The organism is Methylobacterium nodulans ORS 2060 (genome assembly GCF_000022085.1).
GTDB classification, from domain to species: domain Bacteria; phylum Pseudomonadota; class Alphaproteobacteria; order Rhizobiales; family Beijerinckiaceae; genus Methylobacterium; species Methylobacterium nodulans.
In genome coordinates, this window is record NC_011895.1 from 11,822 (window position 1) to 37,542 (window position 25,721).

The window sequence follows — 25,721 nt, forward strand, 5'->3', positions numbered from 1 at the left end:
CCTCTACACCCGATCAGGCGACTTCAGCTTCGATCCCGAGCCACTTCTTGATCTTGGTCACCATGCTCCGATCCACCGATTTCTGTTCGGGCGCGTGCTTGGCTCGGACCAGCCTTGCGCTCACTTCGTCCTCGCTCAAGAGGCGGGCCTGACGGCCAATGGCCAGGGCCCCTTCGAGTATCGCCAGTCCCTCATCGAAGCTCAGCGGGGTCGTGTCGAAACCCAAGGGGCTCCTGTAGGTGCGTGCTTCAATGTACTGCTGGCGCAGGAATTCCACCTCGCGCTTGTCGGCGCACGCCAGCCTCGCCACGAATGGCAGGAGGCGCTGTCGCTCGGCGTCGGTTGCCTCGTCGTTGAGGCGCATCGCCAATCGGCAGATCGTCCTGCTGAAGCAGTCGGGCATGTCGTCCACGCAGCGCACCGGTTGGTACGGGAACCCGGCCGCGACAATTGCGGCCTCATTGATGCAGGTACCGCCGTTTGGTCCTGGAAACGGGTGTGATCCGACCTTGAGGGTCCAATTCAGGATGTGATCGAACTGCGCCATGGCTGTCCCCCATGCCGCCCCCTGAACAACCTTGGGCACCGTGGCGCGCCGTCAATACGGACCATCTAGGCCGATCAACCGGACAGGCGCGGCCCGTCCTACGCCCGGGTGTTCTCCGGTTGCAGCCTACCAGTCGGCGAGCGGGAAGGGCCACCGCAGCCGGGCCTTCATCTCGCCGTGAGGGTCAGGTTTCGAGCCCCGCATACCCACGGCCATGGTGATGCTGATCGCGTCCTTGACAGACGACGGATAAGGCTTGCGGATCTGGATCCAGGACTCCGGCACTTTGTCCGCACACCAGTCCAGGAAGGTGTCTGCGGTATCCCCCGCCGGCCACTCGCAGCCGCTCAGGTACTCCATCAATCTCACACGGTTCGTCACCTTGATTGCCTGCCCGGGCCACTTGCGGGGGTGCCCGTGACGGGCATCGTCGCGGAGTTCACGGATCACCAAGCGTACGCATGCCATGGCCGCGAGTTGGCTGGCCATCCCTTGCCATCCGGTTAGCCGATCACCGGACGCGTGTTCGAGCGCCGTCGCCACTCGCCCCTGTTCCGCCTCTTCGCAGCGATCAACTGCCTGATTGCGCGGGTCGGTGCCCGACGTGTCAGCTTGGAGCCTCAGCCTTGTTGCCAATAGTTTATCGGTGCGCCTTCGCCGGCTTGATGAGCGTGGTAGCTTTGCTCCAAGGCAATCACCCGGCCCAAGGCAATATAACTGCGCAAGCGAGCCGTATGTAGAGCAGCTTCTAGCTGCTGCGGAGATTCGCCCTGCTGCGGCTCGTTATTCTCAAGCCGCTGCACTACCTCCTTGTGCTGCTCCCACATCTGCCGGGCCCTCGCCAGATCAGAATGCATAGCTTCCCTCCTGGAACAACAGTAAATTGGGTCATCTACTTGCCTTGGAGATTAAGCTGTCGCCCGGCTGCGATAGCATCGTCTGATCAACTTGCATAGACCCGCAATCGACGTTGCGAAATTAGATTTTGCGCGCAGCTACGAGTGCTGCTTGGCGTAAGCTGGTGGCCGCCGTGTTGCCACGACTTGTGCACCCCAGGACGATTTGAGGGTTGTGGCGACCTGAATGAGGTCTAACGTTCCCCATCGTTGGCCGGGGTCGCCAGCACATCGAGAAGTACAATCCGGCAGGAAACCGCGATGGCGCGAGGGTTAGAGCGCTGGCTGCTGAAGAGGCGGATCCCAGGTGCGTTTCGAAGGCGGCGTGCCACGTTATGGCCTTTTCGCGAAAATGCCATAACGGTCATGGTCAGGCCGGTACGCGGCCCACCACATCAGTGCTCATCGAGAGAGCCAACACAATCAACCAAGCGCTTGTATGAGGACTCTGGGAGTAAGTGGGCTGCCTGTCTGGCATTGGTGCGCCATTTCGGTCCCCTGGACATCACCTCGCTCCACGCGTCCTTCAGTTCGTAGGGCCTCTGTTTGGTAAGGACGTCGATCAGTTCGGCAGCCTGACGCATGTCCTTCAAAGCCTTAGCTTGGCTTTCTGGAGATCCGAGCCGCTCGCGACTGACGATGAGCTTATGGAGGGCATACCGCTCCGGAGCCGGAGCGTTGATGAGGACCCCTGCGCCATGCAGGGCGACGGCCCGGATCTCCTGGTAGAGGAGGAAATCGAGAAAGCGCAGCGGTTGCCCATCCCCCCGCAGGGCTGGGAGTGGCACAGGCTCGTCCGTATCGGGACCCCGGTTCGGGGCCAGAATGTCGACGCGGTACTTCGTACCAAGAGCGTATTGTGTAATCCTTGTGCTGTTGCTGACGTGAGGCACCGGCCGGAAATTCGGGTCGACGCTCTTCAGGATCTCTCCGAATGGTTGGTCGGTCCGATCCTCCACCGCAACCGAGATACTCGGAAACTGAGCAAGGTCGAGATCCGCGGTGGTGAGATTGCTGGCCCCGAGCTTGACCCCAAGCAGACCTGAGTAGCACTGGTAAGCGACCGTGCCGACTACAACGGCGCGCATGCGAAACACGCCCGCGTTGGCGAGAGCCTCCAAAACTCTCCCGGTCATGGAATCAGGACGGACGAACCCGGCGCGAAGGAGCGCTGCGATCATCTCGCGCCGCTGGCGAAAGTCGTCTTTTGCCTCCTTGTGCGCGTCAATGACCTTGCGGAGGTCCGGCGTATCCGGACCGACGTACCGTTTGCGCCGCTCATGCTCGCGCTGTGGCTCCTGGAAATACCAGTACCGCCGCCCTTTGATCGTCGACGTGTAGAAGGAGCCCTCGACGGAAAAGTCCGTTTGAAGCTGGGCGATGGCAGCGCGCTCGACAAGCTCCGCGTAGAGGGTTTGCAGTGCCAGGGACACGGGTTGGGCCATCGGGATGTTCTCGCGTGCTCCGTTATGGTCACTTTGAGAGGTGACCATAACGGTACCATGCCCGCCTGTTATGGTCACCATTCAGAATGCCCATAACGGACCACATGCATTGGTACGTCATCGGGGGATATCGGCGCGAGGGCCGGCCCAGCGTGACCTGGACGAGGGGACCGGCGCGCCGCGGTCGAGAGCGTGGCTCGCGTGGGCGTGGCACCGCAGGCCGAGGTGTTCACCGACAGCGCCCAGCCGTGGCACCGGATGCTGGAGCGCACCGAAAAGCACGCCCGAGGAATGATGAAGTAGCTCTGACCGCTCGCCCTTTCCTGCCCGCTCCGTGGCCCTCGACCTTGATGCGTTCGGCAAACCCGTTGCTGGGCTCCCCAAGAAGGCCCGCTCTCCGAACACAGGGCAGGCCGTAGGGCACATCTTAGGCCAGATCAGACAGCAGTTTGCGGCACAGGTCCGACGCGTTCGACGGGCTGGATGAACATTGGAGCCGGCCGATCCGTGTTACGCCACCGGTCGGCCGTCCCGCTCCTCTTCCAGGTCCATCACCAAGCTCTCCAGCGAGGCATTGTGGCCCGCAGGATCCGTCCGGCCCGTGAGCAGCGCCCACCGCACGTAGAGCGCGAAGAGGTTGAGAACGTCGCCCTCGCAGTACGCGCGAACCTGCTCGATCTCGCCGCGCTCGACCATCCCCTCGACCTCCGATCCGTGTCCGCCGATCTTGCCGGGCAGGCCAATCGCGAGGGCGAGGTCGTCCATTCCCATCACGGCGCAGGAGCGGTAGTCGGATAGCTGCTCCATGAGGTCACACGATGCGGCACTATATGGAGTTCTCCTGGCGGGTATCAGCGTCGGCTACCTGCTCGGCTGGTTGATCCACCGTCGGGACTGAACAGCAGAACGCCCGGCGGAGAGTTCGGACCTTGCCGGGCGTCTGCCAAGGCGAAACGTCGCCCTGAACGAGCAAGCAATGTGCCAACACATTTAATGAACAATTAAGATTTGTCCGTATCGCCGTACTTCAATCGCTTCGCATTTGACAGATATTTGCCATAAGTCATTGGTCCCGTTAGATCCGGATCTCTCTGCCACGTCTCGTCGTACTTCTGCTCTGATCGAATTTCGTGACATGAGCGGGTTGCGAATTCCGCATCCCCAAGCAGGCCACACCCAAGCGACCGCCACGGCTCGATGCCGCTCAATGGAGGCTGATGCAGTCCTCAGCCTCGGAGGAGACAAGAGCCTGACAGTTCAGGTTCAGCGCGTCATACGATAGTTGGCCTAGCTGATTCCTCCCGCTTTTTGCAATGTGCATGTGTGCTAGAGCAGGACATGCTCGCACGTCGGGTGGGTGTAGATAGGCAATAGTAGATAGGCCATGTGCGCACTTAACACGGATCATAGAAATATGGTAGATGGGCTATATGTATCAGGGCTGGAAGCCGAGCAGGGTTTTCAGTCAAAATAGTAGGTTATAATTTTACAAGCCAAAAACTTGCCGAGGTCAGAAGCATGAGCGAGGTGAATATCGCGGATAATCGTCCCCTCGACTTGCTGGTTCGCAAGCTGGAGAGCATGGGACCTCTGACAGCCGATGAGCGGCAGGCGATTTTGAGCTTACCGGCAAGCGTCCGTGTGCTGCCTCCACGGTATGACATCCTGCACGAAGATGATCGGCCCTCTCAGTGCTGCATCGTGCTGAGTGGCTGGTTGTGGTGCTACCGCTCGCTGAGCAGTGGAAAGCGGCAGATCATCTCCCTGCACATGATGGGTGATCTGCCGGACTTGCAGGGCCTGGAACTGCCAGTCATCGACTACAGCCTCGGCACAATCAGTGAGAGCACCGTGGCCTTTACGCCTCGCGTACATCTCCAGGAGCTTGCCGCGACTCAGCCGCGGATTGCTAAAGCGCTCTGGCAGGTCGCAGCCGCGGATGCCGTTGTGACGCGCGAGTGGATGGTGAGCCTCGGGCGGCGGTCTGCCCTTGAACACCTTGCCCATCTACTATGCGAATTATATGTGCGGCAGCAGGCGCTTAAAAAGGCGCGGGATTATTGCTGCGAATTACCGATTAACCAATGCAACATAGCTGACATACTTGGCCTAACGAATGCTCATGTCAACAGAATGGCTAAAATTTTAAAACAGAGAGGTTTAGCAACACTTGACGGAAAAATGTTGTCCATTCACAATTGGTCAAGATTGGTGCGCCTCTGCGAGTTTAACGTGAACTATCTCAGCCCAAAGTTACAAATTATTCCAAAATTGAAGTGCGATCAAACGAACGAGTCATTGCATCTGGATCATCAGCTTAATCTTCGAGATTATGGACGAATTCGATCAGATTATGATGGAGGTGCCGCTGATCGAGCGGTGCCCCCATGCCGTCAGGAGCGGTGGCGCGGCAGGCTGACCTCCAACGCCATTTGAAGGAACGCCAGCGCATCGAACCCGAGCCTCTCGGCAATCCAGCGTGCCGTCGCGATGTCGAAGGTGCCGTCGACCTGCGCGAGCGCCAGCAGCACCTCCTGGCTGGGGGAACAGAGCACTGACCACTATCGTCGCCGCGCGATCTCGGCTTCGGCAGCCTCTCCAGGAACCAAGCCACCAAAGCCGGCTCCAGGCCCGTCCCAACCGTCTGGGCATCTCAGAGCATCACGATTGAGATCGGCCGTCTTAAGGGCAACGTCGTGGCCTGGACGGTTGGGATCAGATAGTCGGGAGAAGGCTTCAAGCATCCTTGTACGATAGCATTCGGCTGACCGCCGCCGCGGTGTACGGCTTGCCCACTTCACTCAGCCATCCCTCTTCGGCGAGGCGCGCGCTGATCTTCCGAAGGCTCAAACGATCGTACCGGCTGAGCTTCTTGGCGCGCTTCACCATCTCGGGATAGGTCTCTATGTAGTTCTTGCGGCCCTCAACCTTCTTGCCAGTCGCATTCCGTTTCCGATCACGCGCGCCGGCCAACTTCGAGACCAGCATCGCCTTCTCGAACTGTGAGACCGCGCCCAGGATCTGCCGGATGAGCACCGCAGTAGGCGTGTCGGACGAGAAGCTGTCTGGATCATCAGCGGCGATCAGCGTGATGCCCTGGGCCTGGAGGAACTTGTAGCCGGTCTCAGCCACGATCAAGTCGCGGGCGAAGCGGCTGGCGGTCTCCACGACTATGGTGCGGCACCCGTTACCGGCGATCGCCTCCAGCATCGCCGCAAACCCCGGCCTCGTGTCGATGGGGTCAGCACCTCGAACGCTGGCGTCGTAGAACTCCTGGACGATCTCCAAACCCGCGTGACGCGCGTATTCCGCGATGGCCTCGCGCTGGCGCTTGGCGCTGTCCTTGTCCTCGCCCACGTTCGTGCTGGAGGAGGTGCGGAGATAGGCGAAAGCCTTGGTTTTCTCTTTGCTTGCCATGGCTTGTGCCGGAACTCGTATCTATATCTTGAGATATCGATACACAATGCTCGAACCGAGTGCCAGTGAAGAACGCCATCGCCCGGCATCAACCTGTTCGCAGATAGCTGGACCGCCCTCCGTGTCTCACGCGATCACTCCGCCACCATCGACACGCACCTCCGTTGAGGTGGAAGGTCGTGGCGCGACGGCGCGTGACGATGATTTGACGCTCGGGCAGCGGCCTCGCTACGAGGGCCTTCTGCCCGCCGGAGAGGTGCACCGCCCGTGCTGCTCAACCCGTTCGATGATCAGCCTGCCCGCGTGGGAGCGAAGGTGGGCCTCACCTATGCGCTTCTCGTCGCGGCCAATGTCGCGGCATGGGCGGCGGCCTTTCTCGCCTTCTCGGATCGGCCGGCCCTGCTCTCGACCGCCTTCCTCGCCTACGCCTTCGGTCTGCGCCACGCCTTCGACGCCGACCACATCGCCGCCATCGACAACGTCGTGCGCAAGCTCATGCAGGAGGGCAAGCAGCCCTACTCGGTCGGCTTCTTCTTCTCCCTCGGCCACTCCACCATCGTCATCCTGGCCTCGGTCCTGATCGCAGCCACGGCCGCCGCTCTGAAGGACAGTCTCAATCAGTTCCACGACCTAGGCGGCGTGATCGGCACCGCTGTCTCGGCCGCCTTCCTTCTCGCCATCGGCATCGCCAACCTGTTTATCCTGCGCGGCGTCTGGGCCGCCTTCACCCGCGTGCGGCAGGGCGGCAAGATCGTGGATGAGGATCTGGACGCGCTGCTTGCCGGGCGCGGGCTGCTGGCGCGGGTGTTCCGCCCGATCTTCGGCGTCGTCTCGCGCTCCTGGCACATGTACCTGATCGGCTTCCTGTTCGGGCTCGGCTTCGACACCGCGACCGAGATCGGGGTGCTCGGCATCTCGGCGACGCAAGCGGCGCAAGGCATGTCGTTCTGGACGATCCTGATCTTCCCTGCGCTCTTCACGGCCGGCATGTCTCTTATGGACACCACCGACAGCGTTCTGATGACCAGGGCCTACGGCTGGGCCTTCGTGAACCCGCTTCGCAAGCTCTGGTACAACCTGACCATCACAGCGGCCTCCGTCGTGATCGCGCTCTTCATCGGCGGCCTGGAGGTGCTGGGCCTGATCGGCGACAAGCTCGGCTTGGAAGGTGGGCTGTGGCGCGCGGTAAGCGTGCTCAACGAGAACCTTGGTGATGTCGGCTTCGCGGTTGTCGGCATCTTCGTGGCAGCATGGATTGCCTCGGCCCTGATCTACCGTGTCAAAGGCTACGACAAGCTCCAGATGCACTGACAAGCTGTGAGCCTTCGCCGGGCCGTTCCCCTTCGCATGACGAGGTGGATTGAGGCTGATGCAGCGTGTCACCCTGACCCTCGATGACGATCTTCTGGTGACCATTGACGCCCTCGTGCAGCGGTATGAGCCCCCTACTCGTCCACGGGGATGGCTATCGCCGCCCGATGATCTGCGGTTCTCGGTGGCGAGGAGGCCATTTCGGCCAACAGAATGCAGAGCACCAGGGCTGTCGCACTCAACACGATACTCACCACGCCAGCCCACTGCTCAAGGTATGGCATGACCGCCAGACCAGCGGCGAAAACGAGAACCACGAACAGCGGCAGCACGGGGAATGCGAGCACTTGGACACCTTAGCTGGAGGGAAAGCCGATAGATCGCCTCCCTTTGGCGATGGCTCCAGCCCGCGATATGTCGCGCTGGCACGCTACTTCGCCTTTTTCGGCCGCCCCGGCCCCTTCTTCGGGCTCGTCACCTTCGCGTCGGAAGCCGAGCGCTTGGCTGCCGCAGCTTGCTGACGCCTCTGGCCAAGGCCGCTCGTCTTGGCGAGTTCGGAGCGTTGCGCCGCGTAGTTCGCGGCCATCATCGGGTAGTCGGGCGGCAGGCCCCATTTCTGCCGGTACTGGTCTGGCGTCAGCCCTCGTGTCGTCAGGTGCCGCTTGAGCGACTTGTACGGCTTCCCGTCCTCCAGGCTGATCAGGTAGTCGGGCATCGCCGTCTTCTTGATCGGCACGGGCGGCGTGAGCTTCTCGGGTTCGGCCGCGGGCGGGTTGCCGAGGCTGCGCAGCGCATCGTGCACCGTGTTCAGGACGTTCGCGAGTTCCCCGACCGGCACGGGGTTCTTCGACACGTAGGCCGACACGATGTCGGCCGTGAGCGCGGTCAAGTCAGATCCTGAGGTAGCGGTTTCGTTCATTGTCTTACCTTGGTTGGTCCCGCCACGATGGGGGTCTAGCTACTTGAGGCGTCAACGGCCGGAAGAAATTCATCTGTGTGTACCAAAGCACAAGGATAAGAGGCCGCCATCTACATGTTCTGTATTAGAGCTTGGCCTATGCAGCGGTCCATGAGGGAGCCGAAGCGCCCTGGCTCGATCGACCCGCAACGTGCACGAGGTGAGGAGAAACACGGCGCGGGCGTTGTAGACGGTCTGGAGGGGGCTTGTAGATGCCGTTGCCCGCGATGGACATGACGACGGCGACGGCCACACCATCGACTTGGATCCGGATCGGCTTCCTGCCCTTGGTGGACGTGCCCGCCTCGCGTACATTTCGGGCCGTGAGGTGTTCGCCATGCCGACCAAGCGCCACGGGAATTCGAATGTGCGGCGTGCGACCGTGCCCGGCGACGGAGGTCGAGAGCGGGTTGCTGCGCAGTTCCGGGCTGACCTGCGTCGGAAGCTGGCCGAGCAGGGCGTATCCGAGCACGAGCTTGACGCCCAGGTCAACGAGTTGATGACGCGGGACGTGCGCTTCGCACTCGACGTTGAGGCGGCCCTGAACGCGAAGGACTGAGTGTGGCGCGTCAGTTTTCGCCGTTCATCGAGCAACACGCCGAGTTCGTTCAGAGACTGGAGAAGATGCTCACCACAGACCCCGCTCAAGTCATCCGATCGGCTCGGCAGGCCATTCGCCAGTTCGAGTTCTTCGCGCCCGCCGATGCAGGCGAGGAAGCCATGAAGGAACTAGCGATCGAGGTCTACGAGGACTTCATCGCGCGGGCCGAGTCCGTCATCAAGGGCCAGGGTGGGCAGTCGTAGCTGTTCGAGAACAGGCCGAGTTGGCGCGGGTCGGGGGCTTCAAGGCGCTGCCGATCAAGGGCGAGCGGTGACGGCAACCGGCAGACCGGTTGCGGATCTGCCGTCACATTGATGCAAACGGCCCTCTGTAGGCTCAGTCAGGCTGGGCAACCGCCAGCACCCTAATGCCTTCGAGGACCTTGCAGAAACACCATCGAACGGCGGCACCGGCTTGACAGGCGCGGGTGTATGCGCGATGCCTACACGCAAAGAAAAAGGCCGCTCTCGCGAGCGGCCCGAAGTCTAGGGAGGAAACGCCCACAGAGGGCAGCACGACCGCAACGCCATCGCGATCGTGCGATTACGTTCTATGCTGCACTGCAACATCTGCCAAGCACAAATGTGCGGCACAGCCGTGCGCGGAATGCACCCTTTTTGAGCTTGCAGCATGTTTTGTCGCCACTTGGCGCTCTGCGCTAGGGCGTCGGCACGGCAGTTCAAGAGTTCCGCATGCCGACACGCTTCGCTAACCCTGTCCCGCTGATTTGCACAGGGAGGCAGCATGGCAGCAGCAGCGAAGCCGTTGCGTTCCGAGGGGCTCCAGTCCTCCAGGTGTGAGTGAACCCGGGGACCGAACGACCGACCTATCGAGCGCACCGCCAAGCACGAAGCTGCTGAGATCTGGCGGCACCAGGAGCACCGCGGCCTGACAGCCCGTGAGTTGATCCGCATGGCTCAGGCTGTTCGGACGCGAACATCCGACCCGCAGAGATAACTGGTACGCAATATACGAAGAGATGCCGGCGCGGAAGCAAGTTCCGGCCGGCAGTATGAGCCTCAGGAATGAGTCTCTGGTGAGAGACACACGCAGATGACAGCCCGAATAGGGAATAATTGTGGCCGTCTCTCAAGCCGAATTTGATCGAATGAATGCTCTGGTTAACACTCTAATCAGTCGATAGTACAGGATTTGGCATGACGGTTACTATCACCTCCTTGTCAAAGACAAATATCACACCGTGTCCGTTGACGGATGCCATCTCGTCACAATTTGCACACTCCAGACCGAGGTGAGGACTGTGCCGATCTTGACGCCTAACTTCCCCTACCGTTGGCCGCTACCGCCAGCACATCGAGAAGTCCGATCCGGCAGGAAACCACATTACTCGTCGTCATCGCCGGGATTTCGGGCAGGTATCCAGGGGCACAGCCCGCGCCTGACTCCGAAGGCGTAGGGGCCAGAGCAGTCGAGGTCGCCGGCCCAGGGGTGCAACCGGATCGTCCATGGGTCGACGTCGTCGATCCCAACGATGGGATAGGGCCTTCGGGCCAGGACGGTCCACCGATGCGGCACCGGTCTGGACGCCACGACGGGATGGGGCCTTCGGACCAGAGCGACCTGCCGGGGCGGCATCGGTCTGGAGGCCACGACGGAATGGGTTCTTCGGGCCAGGACGGTGTGCCGGTGCAGCACCGGTCTGGAGGCCACGATGAAATGGGGCCTTCGGGCCAGGACGGCCTGCCGATGCAGCACCGGCCTGGAGGCCACCACGGGATGGAGCCTTCGGACCAGAGCAACCTGCTGGTGCGGCACCGGTCTGGAGACGCGTTCCGCCTGACGCGAGCGGAGGACGGGCGGGCGCTTCGCCTGCCGCTGGACCGCCTTCGGGGATGCCGGTCCTTGTGGTGGCTCGATCTCCGGCTGGGCAGGCACGTTCGTCTCGGAAGGGGCTGCGGTGCGGGTCGGCGGATCAGTCCAGCGGGTCTGTGCGGCCAAGCCGGGTACGCCGGAGAGCAGGAGCGCCACCGCGAGGGCAATTCGGCGTTTCATCATGAGCACGCCCCTTCCGTCACGAGAATGGCTGGGACTTGGCGGCATAATAGCTGGTCGGCTCGCTGGCCGTCAGGCGGTTTGATGACCGTTCCTGTTCCTGCTGCGGCAGCGTCGCGACAGTTCGGGGCGCGCGCTCAAACTTGTGCGTGAAAGCATGCACGCTATATGGCTTGCGTGCACAGCGAGGTGACCGATGCTGACGACCATCGAGATCCTGCCCGAGCAGGCCGAAGCGCTCGATCAGATCGCGGCGCGTGAGCACACGTCGCGCGACGCCCTGGTGCGCACTCTCATCGCCGACTTCGTGGCCCAGCATGCCCCGAAGCCGGACATCCAGTCGTTCTTCGGGATCTGGCGTGAGCGCGGTGTCGATGGTCTGGAGTATCAGGAGCGGCTTCGGGCTGAGTGGTGAAGCCGCTTTACGACACGAACATCCTGATCGACTTCCTGGCCGGTGATCCTCGCGCGCAGGCCGAGATCGCGCGCTACACGGACCACGCGATCAGCGTCATCACCTGGATGGAGGTGATGATCGGGACGACCGCGCAGAATGAAGCCGCCACACGAGCTTTCCTGGGCGGCTTCACCGTGGTCGACGTCGACAGCGCCGTCCGGGAGCAGGCCGTGAAGTTGCGCCAAGCGCACCGCATGAAGCTCCCGGATGCCATCATCTGGGCCTCGGCCCAGGTGCACGGCCTCACGCTTGTGACCCGGAACACGAAGGATTTCCCGGCCAGCGCCCCCGGTGTGCGCGTGCCGTACACGGTGTGACGAGCAGGACATCAACCAAGGCGTTGGACAGGTGGGTTGGGCCATCAGAATGCCTATGCTCGCGTGCCCCGTTATGGGCATTTCTCAAGGTGCCCATAACGGGGCACGTATCCTGTTATGGACACCATTCAGAATGTCCATAACGGACCACGTGCGTTGATACCTCGTTGGGAACGACAGCGGCGCGAGGGCTGCCTGCTCGATGTGGATGTGATGCAGGGAGCCCGAGCAGCGCTTTTGGGAGGAGGTCAGCGCTCTCTGGGTTGTGGGTACGCCCGCGCGCGATCAGGATCTCGGTCCGAGTGAGAGAGCGCTCGGTTTGGACGATGCGGGCTTCGATGTGGGAGATCAGGGCGGCGGACATGGGCGGCTCAGGGCTGTCGCGGCGCGGGTCAGCGCAGTTCCAGCCGCGTGAGCGTTTCTCCGATCCTCTGCCGGACCTGATCGGGAACGGGCAGGATCGGGCGCGGAGGCTGGGCGCGGCAGATGCCGAGCAGGTTGGCGGCTGCGTACATGACCCGCAGGCTGGAGTACTCCTTGAACAGGTCCCAGAGCGGCTGGAGGGCGGCGTTCAGCCGCCGGGCCTCGTCGGCCCGCCTGCCCTGAATCAGGCGCACGATCGTCATGCAAGTCTCCGGGAACAGGCCGCCCGCGACGCAGTACCATGCATCGCCGCCCGCCAGCAGGGCTTCGACCGAGTTCCCGTCGCCGCTGTAGCCGATCGAAAAGCCGGGCGGTACAGCGGCGCGCAGTTCTCTGTGATGGACCTGAGCCAGATGTGCCTCTGGTGCAGGGCTCTTCACGGCGATCACCTCGGGGACACGGCTCAGGGCGCTGACGAGATCGCGGCTGAACTGGAAGTGCGTGGTGGTGGGATTGTCATAGATGCAGAGCGGCAACTGGCTCTCACGCGCCACGGTGATGAAGTGCTCGTACACCTCGTCATCATTCAGCGGCGTGTAGCAGACTGGGGCCAGCAATCCAGCGACGGCTCCTATGGCCTGAGCATCCTGAGCCAGCCGCACGGCGTCGCTGGTGCGGAGCGCGCCAACCCCCACCATAATCGGGATCCTTCCCTGGGTTTCGTCCACAGCCGCTTCCAGGGCGCGGCGGCGCTCCGTGCGCGAGAAGTATGGGTAAGAGCCGGTACTGCCGAGCAGGCCGATGGAGTCGACCCCCGCCTCGACCAGACGGGCGAGCAGCCTGCGCAGGGCCGCGACATCGACCCGGCCATCGGCATTGGACGGCGTGATCGGGAAGGCGGAGAGTCCCTTCAGAACTGTCATCTTCAATCTCTCAGGTGAGATCTCGCGCCGTCCTTTACTATCCCAATCTACAGGCCAATGTCCGCAGCTAAAGTGAATCGGAGCAACTCGCTGTTACGGATGTACCGGCGCGATCCGTGCAACTTCTGCTCTCGTCGGAAGCACTGGACGACTCACGTGTACTCGCGCTGACAAATGAATTCATTTCACCTGAGGCTGATTGGGATCGCGCAATACAGTCTCCAATATTGCGCCCGGCCAGCAGCTTTAGCGGTCATTTCGAGCGATGCTGTTTGTATAGCAGCAAATACGGATCAGTAATCATTAATCAATTACAACGGAAGCTTCCCCCTGAAGTGGATCCAGGCTCCTTCATTTTGGTCCCCACAAAGGAGGATCCCCAACGGAGAGACCGCACCCATCGCCGGCTGGCCGCGACCAGCCATAGATGATCGGGGGCAGCCGGGCCGCATGCATCGGGGTGGCTGCCCCTCATCCCGCTCCCGGCTCGGCAACCCGATCGCAACCCTCACCGGGTACCGGCAGCCCGATGCGCTTCATGATCGCCACCAGAAACCCGTCGAGGGGCCGGGGCTCAGCCTCCTGCTCAGCCGGGCGCACCACCTCCGCACGATGGGCCTCAGGAGCCTCTGGTGGGCTCTGGGCAGGCTCCGGGGCAGCCTCCAGGGCCTCTGCGGGAGCTTCGACCAGAGCGGCTTTCTCGACCGGCTCAGGCTCCGGGGCCTCGACGCGCGCGACCTCCTCAACCGCAGGCGGAGCCTCCGGGACGGCAACCGGCGGGACAGGTGTCTCAGTTCTGCCACGGGTGCACGCATCTGCACCCTTGGTAGGGTGAGTAATTATTTGAATCTCTTGGCTTTTTTTGCTGTTTCGGGAGCCAATCCACGCAGCCAGTTTGGCGCACTGAACCGCGATGACGTTCGGAGCCCGGTCCTGAGCCCGAATCGCCAAGAGGCCCAGTTTTTGGGCTAGGCGGATGGCGGATTGCACGGTCCGCCGGCACACACGTGCAAAACTTGCGATTGCATCAATCGAGAGATTGCACGCACCGTGACACTTGATCTCGTACAGGATGATCGCGAGGACGCTCTGCTGCCCCAGCGTAAAAAACTGGGCAGTCTTGGCCGGGAGCCGACCGAGCTTCGCGTAGTAGCGCCGCCGCTGGATTCGAGCCTCCCTAACGGCTTGCTCGTCACGCGGGATCGCCCGGCGCGGGCGATTCGGCCGGGGGCTCGATTCGGGCTGAGGCTGGGGATCCTCGACCGGCGCGACAGCCCGTTCGGCACGGGGCACCAGCCGATCGACGGCACCCGGAACACCAGCTTCGCGCACGCGACGATCGCGCGCGTCCCGCATCCGCATTTCTCGGGCATCAGCCTCCACGAGGACGGCTTCATATGCCGTCTCATCGAGGCCGTCCGCACCGAACGCTCGAATGGCATCCTGGCGGACATTTGCTAACTGTTCCCGCCAGTTACGGCCGGTGATCGCCTTGATGCGCGCAACAAGCGCGTCCCGGCAATCGGCATACGTCTTCCAGTTCACGGTCCAACCCCTTCCGGCTGGCCGCGGCGCAAGCGTCCCCGTTCCCGCTCAAGGCGGGTGTTGACGGGCCGCTGCTAGATGGGGCAGGATCCGAACGCGACTTCAGATATCTGCCCCGCTCTAGCAGCGGTTATTTTCAGGCCCTGGCTCCCCAGCCGGGGCCTGAAGCTTTTTGCGCCTACGGCGCTCTCAATGCCTCAATCCACGTTCTCCACGCCTTCCACAGGCTCAGCCATGAACTCTGCCCTGAAACCGCGCGGGATTGCAACGCGGGGGCGGGACCCGGCTGGCTGGAGCCGCCGGGCCCTGCGGGATGCCCACGCGTCACACAGGCACGCAGTCGCGCTCACCATCATGCTTGACTGTTTGACAGCTTGCCTGATTGCCTGTGGGAAAGCATGCATCAGTTGCTGTCAAGCTTGTTGAACAGGTCTTCCAGGGCCTCACTGACGAGATCCTGCATGGTGCGATCGGTCTCCGCCGCGAGGCGGCGAAGGGTCTTGTGCTGCTGAGCGGGGATATTGACGGACAGGGTCCGCATCCCGTCCGCGCGCGAAGTCGGCTTGCCCCCCGGCAGCACCGCCGGGGGCTCATCGATCGGGACCATGACGTAGGCCGCGTGTTTCATGCTGCTGTCTCCTTAACAGCATGGCTACAGGCCCGCCGAGCCAGCAGTCAAAATTTAAAGCAAGCCCACCTTCCATAATGCTTGATTGCCTGCCTGATGGAATGGCTACTCGTCAGCAGGCGCGCGTGCCAGCATGTTTAAACCATGTTTCTGAAAAAACAGATCGATCGCCTCCAGCATGCAATCCTGAATGCCGCGGTCGTTATGCACGGCAAAGAGCTTAAGCTGTTTGTGGGCCGCTGGGTCGATATACACGGCGATGTAACTTTTCCCCTCCCTGCTCGGCGGTCTAGGGGTCTTCGCAGCAGGTGCCGGCACAGGGATGGGCTCAGGCTTCTTCGGAGCCGCCGGCTGTGCAGGGACCATCCCGGCGACTGCTGCTGCCAGTGGATTGGGACGCTTGGCCATCACGCTACCTTACGCTTGCTTGAACGCGTGCTCGTTTGAATGTTTGCCTGCTTGACGATCTCGTCCCGCAGGCTGCGGATCTCCGCCGCCGCCTTGCCTGCTGGTTCCTGCTCAACCGCGGTCGAGCCGGTCGTGGCACTGCTGGAGAAGATGCTGCGCTGGTGGATGAGAACGTCGAGGACGGTAACCCCGGCCGCACGAAGCTCGTCCCTGACCGCGATGATGGCCTGATCGCCTCGCTCCCCGCGCGGCGGAACCGCGTTGAAGACGACTCCGTAGGGTTTCCCCGCGATCCGGGATGAGTTGGTAGTGGTTGTGACCGCTTTCAGGTCATAGTACCCGGGACGGCAAGGTATCAGCACATAATCGGCTGCTATAATGGCCTCATGGGCCTCAATACTTGCTGAGGGTGGTGTATCTATCAACATCAGATCAAGGCCAAGGTTACGGCCTGCTTCGATAAACTTACCAAGCGTCTTCGCTTTCGCGTCAGATATCATCGGTTCTTCGGACTCTCGAACTTCTCCCCAAGATGATACTGAGGACTGAGGATCGAGATCTATGATTCCTACCTTTAGACCGATTTCAATAAAAGATATTGACAGATTTGATAGAACCGTTGTCTTGCCAACCCCGCCCTTAAAGGCGACTCCTGCTATGACTTTCAAGGCAATCTCTCCTGCTCCCATGCTTGATGGCATGCTTGGCAGCATGCCTAGCAGGCATGCTTACATCAACAGTCCTTAATCAAGCGTGCATCACATCTCTCACGCATGGAGGCATGCTTGACTGATTGCTCCGACCAGCACCTCACCCCAGTTCCCCACGATCTCCGCCGGGCTCAGGATCACCACCGGCTTGTTCGTCACGACGCTCGCCGCCGGCCTGGGCACTCGGGGTGATCCCGGGCCGTCTCGATGGTCACGTAGTCGAGTGCCTCACCAGATCCTCAGGAGGGTAGGGGGCTCCCGAACGTCGATCCCATAGGCATGGGCAAACTCGCGCTGATGTCGCCAGACTGTTCTTTATTAACCTGTCACAATGCCGTTGCTATTGCGCATACAAATTCTTGATCCACGTAATCCAGATTCTTGACCCGCGTGATTATGGGATCGTCCATAGTAATTAGCTCGAAAACCGTTTGACAGATCGTACAACCTGTCAAACGAATATTTCCAGCCGGGTCGGAAGAGCGAATTTTCTCTTGCGCTCGCGCCCCCGGTCCCGTATAGGGCCGTCATGAACGCACCCCCTCAGCACGCCTGAATCCGGCGGCGCAGGCTCGGCTCCGATCATCGGCTGATGCCTGCGACCAGCCACCCGTCCCATTCCGCCACGATCTCCGACGCGCCTCACCACTTGATCGCGCGACGCTAACCCTCTATGCGCCCGCACCTTTCGGCGATCTCCGAAGCGCCTCGGTGGTGAGCAGGGGTGAACGCACGACAGAGAAGGGCGGGCGCGCTGCACCCTCGCTGGGCGACAAGTCTGAGGTCGCCTTTTCACCTGGAATACCAAGATAGCAAAAGTGGAGTCAGTCATGCTGCCGGTCGATCAGGTTGTCGCCTGGAACATGGAGGCGTACAATATCCCTCTCGCATGGGAGGCGGTGTACTTCGATAAGTATGGAGCGTGGCTCGGCGGCCAAGCCGTCGACCGGAACTCCCCCGAGATCAAGCTGTACATCGGTGAGATCGGCAAGACGGGACTGCCGGCGATTGCCTGGGACGAGCGGATCTACACCGTCCTGAGCATGGGCATTTTCGAGTGCATGCGCGAGGCCGCGATGGCGTACAGCGGCGACCTGCGCGCGGATCTAATTATGGCGCTCCGCGCCTGGATTCCCGCGAACTGCCCGCCCAGCGAGATTTCGGGCCCGTGCCCGGATTGGTCGGTCCAGGCCACCCACCTGCTGCTGTTCTCGTTCGCGCGTTCGGCTCACGCCAACAGCGCGTGAGAACGAGTTTCCGAGGCCACAAGGTTCAGGAGAGGAGCGGGCCGATGAAGAACCACAGAGCCCTAAAGAAACTCAAACACCGCACTGTGGACACGGGCCATGTGCGCGACAGTCCTCGCCACGAGGTAGCAGATGAGACGATGGCCATCATCATCCCTGCCATCGAGCGCGCGAAGAACGGCGGCGTCGCGCACATCGCAGACGTATTCAGCGTTGCTCTCGTGGAGAACGGCGAAGACGATCAACCTCTGGTCTACGACATCTACGTCGGCGCAAAGCCCGTGGTGCGCTGTGCGCTCATCCTGGGGGCGAACCTCGATCTCTCCGTCCGCTTCTTGCCGGAGATCATGCGGATGTCGCCGGACGTGATGATGATGCTCGGCGATCTGGAGCGGTGCCTAGCCTGGAGCTTCATCGAAGTGTGGTGGCGCGAGACGGGAAAGGTGAGGCGGAGCAACTGACCACGATGGAGTGACGACATAGAATGGGCAGAAAAGCTATCTCGGCGATATCCGCATGAACGAAGCGAATTGACTACCTGCAACATTTGCGCCTACTATTCTGTCTATTGATTGGGCCATTAAACATGAGCAACATTAGCGTCACCGTTTCAGCCCATCCTGATGGTGCGTCGATTTGCTTTCAGAAAGACGATCTGACGATCGCAAGTCTCAAGGAAGCGTTTCCTCGGGCTCGGTTCGACCGCGGCGCGAGACACTGGACCGTCCCGGGAAAAACGGCGGTGGCTCGCGTGCAGAAGTGGGCCTCGCGCCTCTCTGAGGATCGGGCGACCCGGGCCCCGACTGGTCAGGAGGTGCTGGATGCGCGCAAGGCGGCTGGGAAGCCCCTGACGAGCCTGGACATGCCGTGCTCGGCTCTTCACCCCTGCTGGCGTCGCAGCCTGCCGGCGACATGCGCGTGATCGCAACGGCCATGGCAGGATCGCGCGCTGGGCTGAAATCCGGGCGGGCAGCATTCTAGTGTCTCACCATCCGCATTGTCGAAATTTCTTTTTATTCGCTTTTCGACGATTTTGCGCGTACACCATAGATACAGGACAGACACCGCGTCCTGACCGACCACTTATTTGAGGACCATTACATTGGCTTGCCAGTACAATCGCCGCCGTCGCATTTACGACGCCCTCGAAATCCAGCCCTTCTGCCTGCCGCGGCCGCAGCATATCCAGAGCTTCGATCTCCTGGGCCTCCTGTCCGCGCCTATCATCTTTCAGGGACGCAGCGCGGAGCTTCGCTACTCCAATGTCAGGGAGGAGGGGTGGAAGAACAATTTCGCGTCGCAGCTTCTGAAGGAAACTGGAAAGACCGCCTATGGAGAAGCCTACATTGTGTTTGGACACAATTTGATGTATCGCCATGCGGCTAAGGACGAACCCGATGAGATTTATCCGCTTCTTGCGGATATGCCTCTCAAGCATCAGGTGCTTGTACTGGAAGGTGATCTCCAAGCTACGCACTGGGCAGTATACACGTCTGATCAGAATGACGCTTTTCTTGTAAAGATGTACATTCCTTAGGATTCATCACCAATCAGCACCAGACTGAGATAATAATAGCGAGGGCGATGATTGAGGCGTTGCCGCAAGAGAGCTTGGCGTAATGGATCGCAATGCGGTGGAAACTCTTGAGGCGACAGAAGCTTGCCTCGATGGGCCAGCGCTTGTTGATCCGGCCAGCACTTTCGGAGCGTCTCCGGTCACATCACCCTCGCTACCGCCGATGACGATCGCAGGGTCTGCCATGTCCTCGGCGCGCTCCGCCGCCTGCATTTTCTCCTCCACGAGCTTCGCGCCCGATATGGGCTTGGCCAGGAAAGGTGGTGCCTGCTGGCAGGTTGCCTGCCTGTGGCAGCCGCCGAGATGGACTTCCGGAGGGCGCATCTGCTCATAGCGGGCATTTCTGGTTGGGGCGCAGGAACAGCAAGCCTTGCACCCTCGGGGTTTGTTGAGCCGCGAACAAGCGCGGCGGGACCGTCAGCCCAGTCAACTTCGAGTTCCGATAGCGCTCGTCGCTCGTCACCTCGGCGATTACCCAGGGTGGCAACGGCACGGTCTGGTCCTCGCGCTCAAGCTCAACCTCGGCCAGGATCAGCCCCGTCAAAGGACCGTCGAACACGTCGATGTCCCACAGCATACCCGCGTGCTCGACCCTGAAGCGGGTCTTCTCCAACCGGCGCGCATCAGGGAGGTCGCTGAACAGCCGATCGGCAGCCTCGGGGGCAATCTCCCGCTCGTACTCATGGCGTGCGGCACCTTGCTTCCGACCCTTCCACGTCAGAAACGCCCGCTCACCGATCCGGCGGACGCGGATCGTGTTCTCCTCGTCCGTGTGCAGGTAGCCTTGTAAAATGCGAACGCCGTCCCGGCAGTGGGTTAGCACGTCCGGGGTGGCGAGGAATTTGCGCTCGATTTCAAGGCGCACGCAGCCTCCGGTCTCTCAATCGCAGCAGGAAGCTCTGCCCATCGACAATGTACCGCCCCTGCCACGGTGGCGCAGGTAGGCGGTTCCCGGCTGCCGTCCAGAGCCAGCCCGTGGCATCAACCGGCAGTAGTCGCTGAGAACCACGCACACTAAGCTGAGTTGCTACGGTCCGCGGATGCATGGTCGAGCGTGCGTAGGCGATGACGAAGAAGCAGTGGCGCGAACCGCGCCGTCAGGTAGCGGCGCTCCCGTTCCGGTTCGACATGGACGGCGAGCTTCAGGTTCTGCTGGTCACCTCGCGAGAGACGCGGCGCTGGGTGATCCCGAAAGGCTGGCCGATGCCGGGCCGTAAGGAGCACAAGGCGGCAGAGCGCGAGGCGTTCGAGGAGGCCGGGCTGAAGGGGCGGATCAATAAGACCGCGCTGGGCACCTACGAGTACGAGAAGCGCCTGAAGAGCGGCATGACCGTGACCTGCGAGGTCAAGGTGTTTCCGCTGCACGTGATCGAGCAGTGCAATCGCTGGCCTGAGCAGGGGCAGCGCGACCTACGCTGGATCGCACCAGACGAGGCAGCGGACCTTGTGCAGGAGGATGGTCTCAAGCTGCTGCTGCACGCTTTCGTGTCGGGCGAGTTCGACGAACCGGGCGGAAACGCATCAGATCTCTCACTCCCTCGGCGCGTTCGAACCGCCTCTGTGGCGCATGACCCGGCTCCCCTCGTTGGCGAGACTCTGTAAGCGGTAATTTACTGAGGTGTGCGCGCCAAGTCCCGTCCTCGGCATGCCTGAGGGGCGCGGTCCCCGCGCCAGGAGATCCGTTCTCGCCTCGACGAGATGCCATACCGAGTGCACTTGATCGGATCCGAGCACCTGATCTCGACCCAGGGCATCAAAGCGGACCAGTCCCTGCGCAGGTCGGGGTCGGTGACGACCTCGACCTAAGGAGGGACTGGTCGGCGGGCGAGGGGCAAGCCGCAGGCGAGAACCTCGGCCGGGGATCGATATCAGAGCAGTTCGTCTCGCTTCGCTCGACAGGAGCGCCGCTGCGCGCCGCCCCTGGGCGGTTTGATCGAAGGAGCCGTGCGACTGCGCCCTCGCCTGCGGCTCGGTGCTCGCCTTCGTTCCTTCGATCAAACCCTTTCAGAACAGGTCGTCGGTCGATAAATGCGTCCGCAATAAATATAATAAATATATAGACTTAAGACATGCTGCGGACTTATTTTAAGAACATCAACAACAAGAACTTTCAATAACATGATTTCAATACGCTTACTAACTGGCATTCCAGGTTCCGGCAAGACAACAAAAATGCTTTCAGAAATGGCGGCGACTTCAGGTCGTTACGTCTTCGCGACAAGCCGCATCGCCCTATTCGAAGAACGCGTTCGTGATCTTCGCCAGCAGGCTGAGCATTACCAAACCAACCCGACGATCAGGGTGCTTCATCACCAGAGTAGCGACCTATCGATCAATGCAAGCGTCGTCTCCGAGATTGAGGATGCTCCCCGCATCTACAAGGACCAGGAGCACATCGTTCTGTTCATCACTCACGAGGGGATGATGGCTGCGGACCTGGACGGTTTCGTGGGCTGGCACATCTATATCGACGAGAGCCCAGCCGCCGTAAGTTCAGCAGCGTTCAAGGTTCCAGCTACGGCGACCTATCTCGATGCCGCCTACGATCTCGAACCAAGTTCGAAGAAGGGCTGGTTCAAAGTCGTCCCGAAGCCTTCTGCCCCCGACAAATCCGCGATCATCAACGACGAGTTCCTGAGCGGGCTCGCAACGTTCCACAAGCGCGCACGCTCTTCGCAGGGCGTTTTCGTGAACGTCAGCAGTTGGACTAACGTCATCGGGAGCCACAAGCCACTGCAATGGTGGTCTGCCTGGACGCCGGCCGAGCTTGGCGCGTTCGCCTCCGTGACGATCGCAGGATCGGGCTACCGGCATAGCATCGGCTACAAGGCGACCCAGACGTGGTGTCCCGATCAAGTCGATTTCGTGTTCGAGGAGGTGAAATCACCCGCCCGTGCGCGTGCAAAAGTGCGAGTTCATTTCCTCGCTCGGCACCGTGGATCAACGACCTTCTGGAAAGGGGCAGGACGAGCCTGTCTGGTGAAGGCCGCTCGATACTTAGCGACCATCCCGAATATCGGGTACTGGGCTACGAACACGGACTTCGAATTGTCGTTCGAAGCGGCAGGACTGTCAGGTGAGAGGGTGTCGCCGCGCCAAGAGGGGACGAATACGCTCATCCATCATACGTGCTGCGCGCTCATTTATTCGTCGAAAGCTGTTCCGTCAGACGGACCCATTCTTGAAGTTTTTGGCCTGAAGAAGAGCGACATCGAGCGCGCCCGAGAAGTCGAAGACATCGTTCAGTTCGTACTTCGTGGGGCGTTGCGCCGGCCCGACTTCGACGGCACCTACGAAGTGTATCTCTACGAAGAACATCAGGCAAATATGCTGAAGACGTATCTTGAGCAGGAAGGGATCGCCGACGTCGAACTGGTAGCCGTGGATGAAGCCGGCATTCTGGACGTTCAGCGGCCCAAGTCGGGTCGCCCCAGGATCCAATTGGATGAAAGCAGCAAGGCTGAACGCGTCGAGCGTCGACGCGAGTCGGACAAGCGGCGGAAGCGACGGGAGCGAGCGGCCGAAAAGCAGAGGCGGCAGAAAAATGGGACGTATCGTGGGCGAGGCCGGCCGTGAGCAAAAAGCGGAACGCACCCACCTCTCGTGGAACAAACGCTTATCGCAGAAGCGTGTTGAACGGCCTCACTCCTATGGCTCGCCAGAACCGCTACGGTTGGAAGCCAGATCTCCGGGCTATCCTTGATGGTGAGCACCTTGGTTCCCGCTCCAAGCGGAAGAAGCAAAAGCGCGACCAATCAAAGAAATAGGCTGGTGTGTTGAGCATCAATGATGAGAACGGCTCATTTTTGTAATCGTGAATTGAAATTGTCAGGCGGAAAACAATTTTGAAAAAGCACAGTTGGATTGAAAAAACAGTATTTCATGACAGAGATACTGTTAACTACGTAATCAATAAAATGAACATCGGATCGTGCGATGTTCACATCGCTTGCGATCTCACCGCGTTGGTGTACGACAACGCAACCGATTGGATGATCGATCGCATTGCGATCGATGCGACAAGCAAGCTTTGTTTTATTGAGATCGCACCGTACTTTCTGATATTCATGCCTGTATCAGCAGTTCTGCTAGAAGGTACGCGTGAGATCGCCTCTATTGCAGCGACGAGCGTCGAGTTTCGGCATGAACATCACGCAGAAAGATTTCTGGAATGCTTATGAAAGACCATTTAGGGCAGATCATCGGTCAAGATTGCAGCGAAGCGCGCGGACTACCATCGGGTTGTCTTGTGCGTCATCTGCATCTCGATAGCAGTGACGTCGTCGACATCGTGCGTAAGATCCGAATGCCGGGTCCTGGTAGATCGACTTACGGCGTTGTCGATTGCTCAGTACACTTCTACTTTGAAACGGAAAACGACGCGTTTCTGTTTGAGATGGGACTCGACAAGACGTCGTGTCGATCGCACTTGATCGTCGATCCGTGTGACGGTCGGACAGCGATCCCATTCCCTGGTCACCCGTATGTGCTCACCGTCGACTACAGCAGCGCGGTCGACGTCCGGGCGGAGCGGGCCAGTCATGCGGGTGTCCCGCACGAGGTGAGCACGCTCGTGCGGTTTTCGGACGCCGCGGTTTCGGAGGCGTTCACGCGCGAGCGTCTCCAATGGGAGGCGGCGCAAGGATGATCATGCAGTACATCGATCTTGATCCATATTCGATCTACACGATCGCCTACGATGTGCATCGCTTCCATGGTAGACCTGATCTAGAAGTGCCGCTCGAAGACATGCGCTTAGATGATGAGTTATTCGAGATCTCGTATTTCTTTGCATCGTTCGCACAGGCGTTGGCGTTCCAATGGGATCTGGATCCGAGGCATACATCAGAGATTGTCGAATGCTCAGAGCATCCTAGATGTCACGACATCAACGGTTCGTCGGACCTCAGCGGCCTCCCGTACATCGTGAAGGTCCGGTACAATCCGTACATCGTAGAGGGCGGTTTCCCAGAAATTCGGGCCGCCGCACCTGCCCCGTCGCGCATGTGGACCGAGGTCGAGTTCGCCTCGCCGGAGATTTTCGACCGCTTCGAGCAGGCACGGGCGGTTCACGTAGCGGCTTCGCCGTGACGGTATTCGCCTCATGCGGCAGTCGGTGGCACGGACGGTACAGGTGCAGGCGCATCGACTGTCGCCGCTGTGTCGAGGTTCGCCGGACGATCATCCGCGCACGATCGCTGCCGCGAGACGCCCGTGGGATCCTCTTCTCCATCGTCCTCGCGACAACCGATCGGCCGGGCGATCTGCCGGGACTGGTGAAGGCCAGCCGGCACGCTCTACCGAATAGGGTGGCGTGGGCTCGCCGAGACGGATCGTGGTGGCTCGCTGCCGGGCTCTGGGCATGGGTCGGTGTGGCGGTGCTCGACGGCAACGAGGCGATCGTTGCGGACGCGAATGAGGTCGAGCGGATTGAGGCGGTGGCCGGCTCGTCCAACGGGCGGCTGCTCGCGGTACTGCTCTACGGCGTCGTGACGTCCCGGTCGGCGCTTGTCGACGCAGGAGGCGTCCCGATGATGCTCGAACGGGGACGCGCATGGTCCGGCCCTGGGCGCGTCGAGGTGCGGGAGCCCGTCGACCGCGCTGATCTACCCGACCTCGTCGCCGACACACTCGCGCGTGCGTGGGGAAGGCTCGCAGACCAGGACGTCGCCAACGCCCTTGCCGGCCGCGGATGGCAGTCGCTCCGCGTCGTCGTTAATGCAACGCGCTGAACGTGAGTGGAAAAATCGTTTTTCCTATGTCGGTTTCCTGCTAAGTTGGGCGCGAAGTTCGGCTTGCCGTTCGGAAGAACGTTGTCTCTCTTTGCTGATTTTGTCCTGAACGTTCTGCTTCCTTGTAGCTTCTTTGCGTGCCTGCTTAGGCGTCATGGGCGGAATGCCGCCTGACTGGGGAGCGACCGGAGCTTTCGGCTTGGTCGGACCCTGCGGCTTGACCTCGGCAAGAAGGTCTTCTCCGTGATCTACTTCGTGTAATCTCTCATCAAGGCCACCGACAAGCCGCGGCAATTGGTATCCATAACCGACGATACGATGTGTTCGATTTGTGGTCCGGTTGGTTCTTGGGTCGTAGTACCCGAGTACACGATGTCGGTAGTCTGTGATCGTATGAACCCCGCGGGCGTCCACCGTCACGTAGGCAACGACGCGGTGATTGGCCGTAGTAAGTGCAGTTTTCTTCATGCGGGTATTTAGGCGAGTGGAAACGGATGTTTCCGCGGACGTTATCCGGCATCAGATTTCCTTTTACGACAGCATCCGGCTGATCGCCGCCGTGGAGGCTTGCCCGTTTCACGCATCCACCCTGCCGCGGAGAGTTTCGCGCTGACCTCTTGAAGAGTT

General features: G+C 60.8%; 29 protein-coding genes. 15 read left to right on the forward strand and 14 right to left on the reverse strand.

Annotated features, from left to right (window positions below; genetic code table 11):
• Positions 1 to 13: 13 nt before the first annotated feature.
• The 5 genes from MNOD_RS40885 to MNOD_RS42295 form a co-directional block, all read right to left on the reverse strand.
• Positions 14 to 547 carry a hypothetical protein gene (locus MNOD_RS40885; RefSeq protein WP_015926848.1) on the reverse strand — a complete coding sequence of 178 codons (534 nt, stop codon included), beginning with the start codon at positions 545 to 547 and terminating at the stop codon, positions 14 to 16.
• Positions 548 to 673: 126 nt separating this feature from the next.
• The gene (locus MNOD_RS40890) at positions 674 to 1,036 is read right to left on the reverse strand and encodes a hypothetical protein (RefSeq protein ID WP_244424904.1); all 363 of its coding nucleotides are present in this window, start codon (positions 1,034 to 1,036) and stop codon (positions 674 to 676) included.
• 131 nt (positions 1,037 to 1,167) lie between these two features.
• Complete coding sequence (locus tag MNOD_RS40895) at positions 1,168 to 1,404, reverse strand: hypothetical protein (protein ID WP_015926850.1); 237 nt, start codon at positions 1,402 to 1,404, stop codon at positions 1,168 to 1,170.
• A gap of 434 nt (positions 1,405 to 1,838) precedes the next feature.
• The gene (locus MNOD_RS40900) at positions 1,839 to 2,888 is read right to left on the reverse strand and encodes a nucleotidyltransferase family protein (protein WP_015926851.1); all 1,050 of its coding nucleotides are present in this window, start codon (positions 2,886 to 2,888) and stop codon (positions 1,839 to 1,841) included.
• 510 nt (positions 2,889 to 3,398) lie between these two features.
• A complete protein-coding gene (locus MNOD_RS42295; protein WP_050783658.1) occupies positions 3,399 to 3,695 on the reverse strand; it encodes a hypothetical protein in 297 nt (98 codons plus the stop codon).
• Between the two features lie 711 nt (positions 3,696 to 4,406).
• Between MNOD_RS42295 and MNOD_RS45555 the strand changes: the two genes are divergently transcribed.
• Positions 4,407 to 5,324, forward strand: a complete 918-nt coding sequence (locus MNOD_RS45555) for a Crp/Fnr family transcriptional regulator (protein WP_015926852.1) — start codon at positions 4,407 to 4,409, stop codon at positions 5,322 to 5,324.
• Here the strand turns inward: MNOD_RS45555 and MNOD_RS47835 are convergent.
• On the reverse strand, positions 5,282 to 5,443 hold the full coding sequence (locus MNOD_RS47835) for a hypothetical protein (RefSeq protein WP_157091879.1): 162 nt from the start codon (positions 5,441 to 5,443) through the stop codon (positions 5,282 to 5,284). The genes MNOD_RS45555 and MNOD_RS47835 overlap by 43 nt on opposite strands.
• A gap of 181 nt (positions 5,444 to 5,624) precedes the next feature.
• Positions 5,625 to 6,305, reverse strand: a complete 681-nt coding sequence (locus MNOD_RS40905) for a recombinase family protein (RefSeq protein WP_015926853.1) — start codon at positions 6,303 to 6,305, stop codon at positions 5,625 to 5,627.
• A 267-nt stretch (positions 6,306 to 6,572) separates the two neighbouring features.
• Here MNOD_RS40905 and MNOD_RS40910 point away from each other — a divergent pair, with 267 nt between their 5' ends.
• Positions 6,573 to 7,616, forward strand: a complete 1,044-nt coding sequence (locus MNOD_RS40910) for a HoxN/HupN/NixA family nickel/cobalt transporter (RefSeq protein ID WP_015926854.1) — start codon at positions 6,573 to 6,575, stop codon at positions 7,614 to 7,616.
• A gap of 430 nt (positions 7,617 to 8,046) precedes the next feature.
• Here the strand turns inward: MNOD_RS40910 and MNOD_RS40920 are convergent, their stop codons facing one another.
• Positions 8,047 to 8,535, reverse strand: a complete 489-nt coding sequence (locus tag MNOD_RS40920; protein ID WP_015926856.1) for a Ros/MucR family transcriptional regulator — start codon at positions 8,533 to 8,535, stop codon at positions 8,047 to 8,049.
• A gap of 376 nt (positions 8,536 to 8,911) precedes the next feature.
• On the opposite strand from MNOD_RS40920, the gene MNOD_RS40925 reads away from it, so the two are divergent.
• The 4 genes from MNOD_RS40925 (at position 8,912) to MNOD_RS40940 (ending at position 11,962) form a co-directional block, all read left to right on the forward strand.
• A complete protein-coding gene (locus MNOD_RS40925; RefSeq protein WP_015926857.1) occupies positions 8,912 to 9,133 on the forward strand; it encodes a hypothetical protein in 222 nt (73 codons plus the stop codon).
• Positions 9,134 to 9,135: 2 nt separating this feature from the next.
• Positions 9,136 to 9,378, forward strand: coding sequence for an SMP domain-containing protein (locus MNOD_RS40930; RefSeq protein WP_015926858.1), 243 nt, complete (start codon positions 9,136 to 9,138; stop codon positions 9,376 to 9,378).
• Between the two features lie 2,006 nt (positions 9,379 to 11,384).
• Positions 11,385 to 11,603 carry a ribbon-helix-helix protein, CopG family gene (locus tag MNOD_RS40935; protein WP_015926860.1) on the forward strand — a complete coding sequence of 73 codons (219 nt, stop codon included), beginning with the start codon at positions 11,385 to 11,387 and terminating at the stop codon, positions 11,601 to 11,603.
• The gene (locus tag MNOD_RS40940; RefSeq protein WP_043754417.1) at positions 11,597 to 11,962 is read left to right on the forward strand and encodes a type II toxin-antitoxin system VapC family toxin; all 366 of its coding nucleotides are present in this window, start codon (positions 11,597 to 11,599) and stop codon (positions 11,960 to 11,962) included. Before MNOD_RS40935 ends, MNOD_RS40940 begins: the two co-directional genes overlap by 7 nt.
• A 392-nt stretch (positions 11,963 to 12,354) precedes the next feature.
• Here MNOD_RS40940 and MNOD_RS40945 read toward each other — a convergent pair whose 3' ends face one another.
• The 5 genes from MNOD_RS40945 to MNOD_RS40965 form a co-directional block, all read right to left on the reverse strand.
• The gene (locus MNOD_RS40945; protein WP_015926862.1) at positions 12,355 to 13,248 is read right to left on the reverse strand and encodes a dihydrodipicolinate synthase family protein; all 894 of its coding nucleotides are present in this window, start codon (positions 13,246 to 13,248) and stop codon (positions 12,355 to 12,357) included.
• A 471-nt stretch (positions 13,249 to 13,719) separates the two neighbouring features.
• Positions 13,720 to 14,793 (reverse strand): hypothetical protein, encoded by a 1,074-nt coding sequence (locus MNOD_RS47840; protein WP_157091880.1) that lies wholly within the window; start codon positions 14,791 to 14,793, stop codon positions 13,720 to 13,722.
• A gap of 403 nt (positions 14,794 to 15,196) precedes the next feature.
• A complete protein-coding gene (locus MNOD_RS40960) occupies positions 15,197 to 15,421 on the reverse strand; it encodes a ribbon-helix-helix domain-containing protein (RefSeq protein WP_015926865.1) in 225 nt (74 codons plus the stop codon).
• A 105-nt stretch (positions 15,422 to 15,526) separates the two neighbouring features.
• On the reverse strand, positions 15,527 to 15,829 hold the full coding sequence (locus MNOD_RS45565) for a ribbon-helix-helix domain-containing protein (RefSeq protein ID WP_015926866.1): 303 nt from the start codon (positions 15,827 to 15,829) through the stop codon (positions 15,527 to 15,529).
• Positions 15,829 to 16,518 (reverse strand): ParA family protein, encoded by a 690-nt coding sequence (locus MNOD_RS40965; protein ID WP_198157714.1) that lies wholly within the window; start codon positions 16,516 to 16,518, stop codon positions 15,829 to 15,831. Before MNOD_RS40965 ends, MNOD_RS45565 begins: the two co-directional genes overlap by 1 nt.
• 851 nt (positions 16,519 to 17,369) lie before the next feature.
• Between MNOD_RS40965 and MNOD_RS40970 the strand changes: the two genes are divergently transcribed.
• The 3 genes from MNOD_RS40970 to MNOD_RS40980 all read left to right on the forward strand — a co-directional run bounded on the left by MNOD_RS40970 (position 17,370) and on the right by MNOD_RS40980 (position 19,323).
• A complete protein-coding gene (locus MNOD_RS40970) occupies positions 17,370 to 17,786 on the forward strand; it encodes a hypothetical protein (RefSeq protein ID WP_015926868.1) in 417 nt (138 codons plus the stop codon).
• 44 nt (positions 17,787 to 17,830) lie between these two features.
• Positions 17,831 to 18,247 carry a hypothetical protein gene (locus MNOD_RS40975; protein ID WP_015926869.1) on the forward strand — a complete coding sequence of 139 codons (417 nt, stop codon included), beginning with the start codon at positions 17,831 to 17,833 and terminating at the stop codon, positions 18,245 to 18,247.
• A gap of 641 nt (positions 18,248 to 18,888) precedes the next feature.
• Positions 18,889 to 19,323, forward strand: coding sequence for a hypothetical protein (locus tag MNOD_RS40980; protein ID WP_015926871.1), 435 nt, complete (start codon positions 18,889 to 18,891; stop codon positions 19,321 to 19,323).
• 367 nt (positions 19,324 to 19,690) lie between these two features.
• Here the strand turns inward: MNOD_RS40980 and MNOD_RS40985 are convergent, their stop codons facing one another.
• Positions 19,691 to 20,227, reverse strand: a complete 537-nt coding sequence (locus tag MNOD_RS40985; RefSeq protein WP_015926872.1) for a CYTH domain-containing protein — start codon at positions 20,225 to 20,227, stop codon at positions 19,691 to 19,693.
• A gap of 200 nt (positions 20,228 to 20,427) precedes the next feature.
• On the opposite strand from MNOD_RS40985, the gene MNOD_RS40990 reads away from it, so the two are divergent.
• From MNOD_RS40990 to MNOD_RS41010, 6 genes are all read left to right on the forward strand, one after another.
• The gene (locus MNOD_RS40990; protein ID WP_015926873.1) at positions 20,428 to 20,964 is read left to right on the forward strand and encodes an NUDIX hydrolase; all 537 of its coding nucleotides are present in this window, start codon (positions 20,428 to 20,430) and stop codon (positions 20,962 to 20,964) included.
• Between the two features lie 570 nt (positions 20,965 to 21,534).
• Complete coding sequence (locus MNOD_RS40995; RefSeq protein ID WP_157091882.1) at positions 21,535 to 22,938, forward strand: hypothetical protein; 1,404 nt, start codon at positions 21,535 to 21,537, stop codon at positions 22,936 to 22,938.
• Between the two features lie 269 nt (positions 22,939 to 23,207).
• Positions 23,208 to 23,543, forward strand: coding sequence for a hypothetical protein (locus tag MNOD_RS47845; protein WP_157091883.1), 336 nt, complete (start codon positions 23,208 to 23,210; stop codon positions 23,541 to 23,543).
• Positions 23,534 to 24,010 carry a hypothetical protein gene (locus MNOD_RS45575; protein ID WP_157091884.1) on the forward strand — a complete coding sequence of 159 codons (477 nt, stop codon included), beginning with the start codon at positions 23,534 to 23,536 and terminating at the stop codon, positions 24,008 to 24,010. Before MNOD_RS47845 ends, MNOD_RS45575 begins: the two co-directional genes overlap by 10 nt.
• 2 nt (positions 24,011 to 24,012) lie before the next feature.
• Entirely contained in the window at positions 24,013 to 24,453 is a 441-nt protein-coding gene (locus tag MNOD_RS41005) for a hypothetical protein (protein ID WP_157091885.1), read from the forward strand.
• A gap of 281 nt (positions 24,454 to 24,734) precedes the next feature.
• The gene (locus MNOD_RS41010) at positions 24,735 to 25,094 is read left to right on the forward strand and encodes a hypothetical protein (protein ID WP_015926877.1); all 360 of its coding nucleotides are present in this window, start codon (positions 24,735 to 24,737) and stop codon (positions 25,092 to 25,094) included.
• The last annotated feature ends 627 nt before the right edge of the window (positions 25,095 to 25,721 follow it).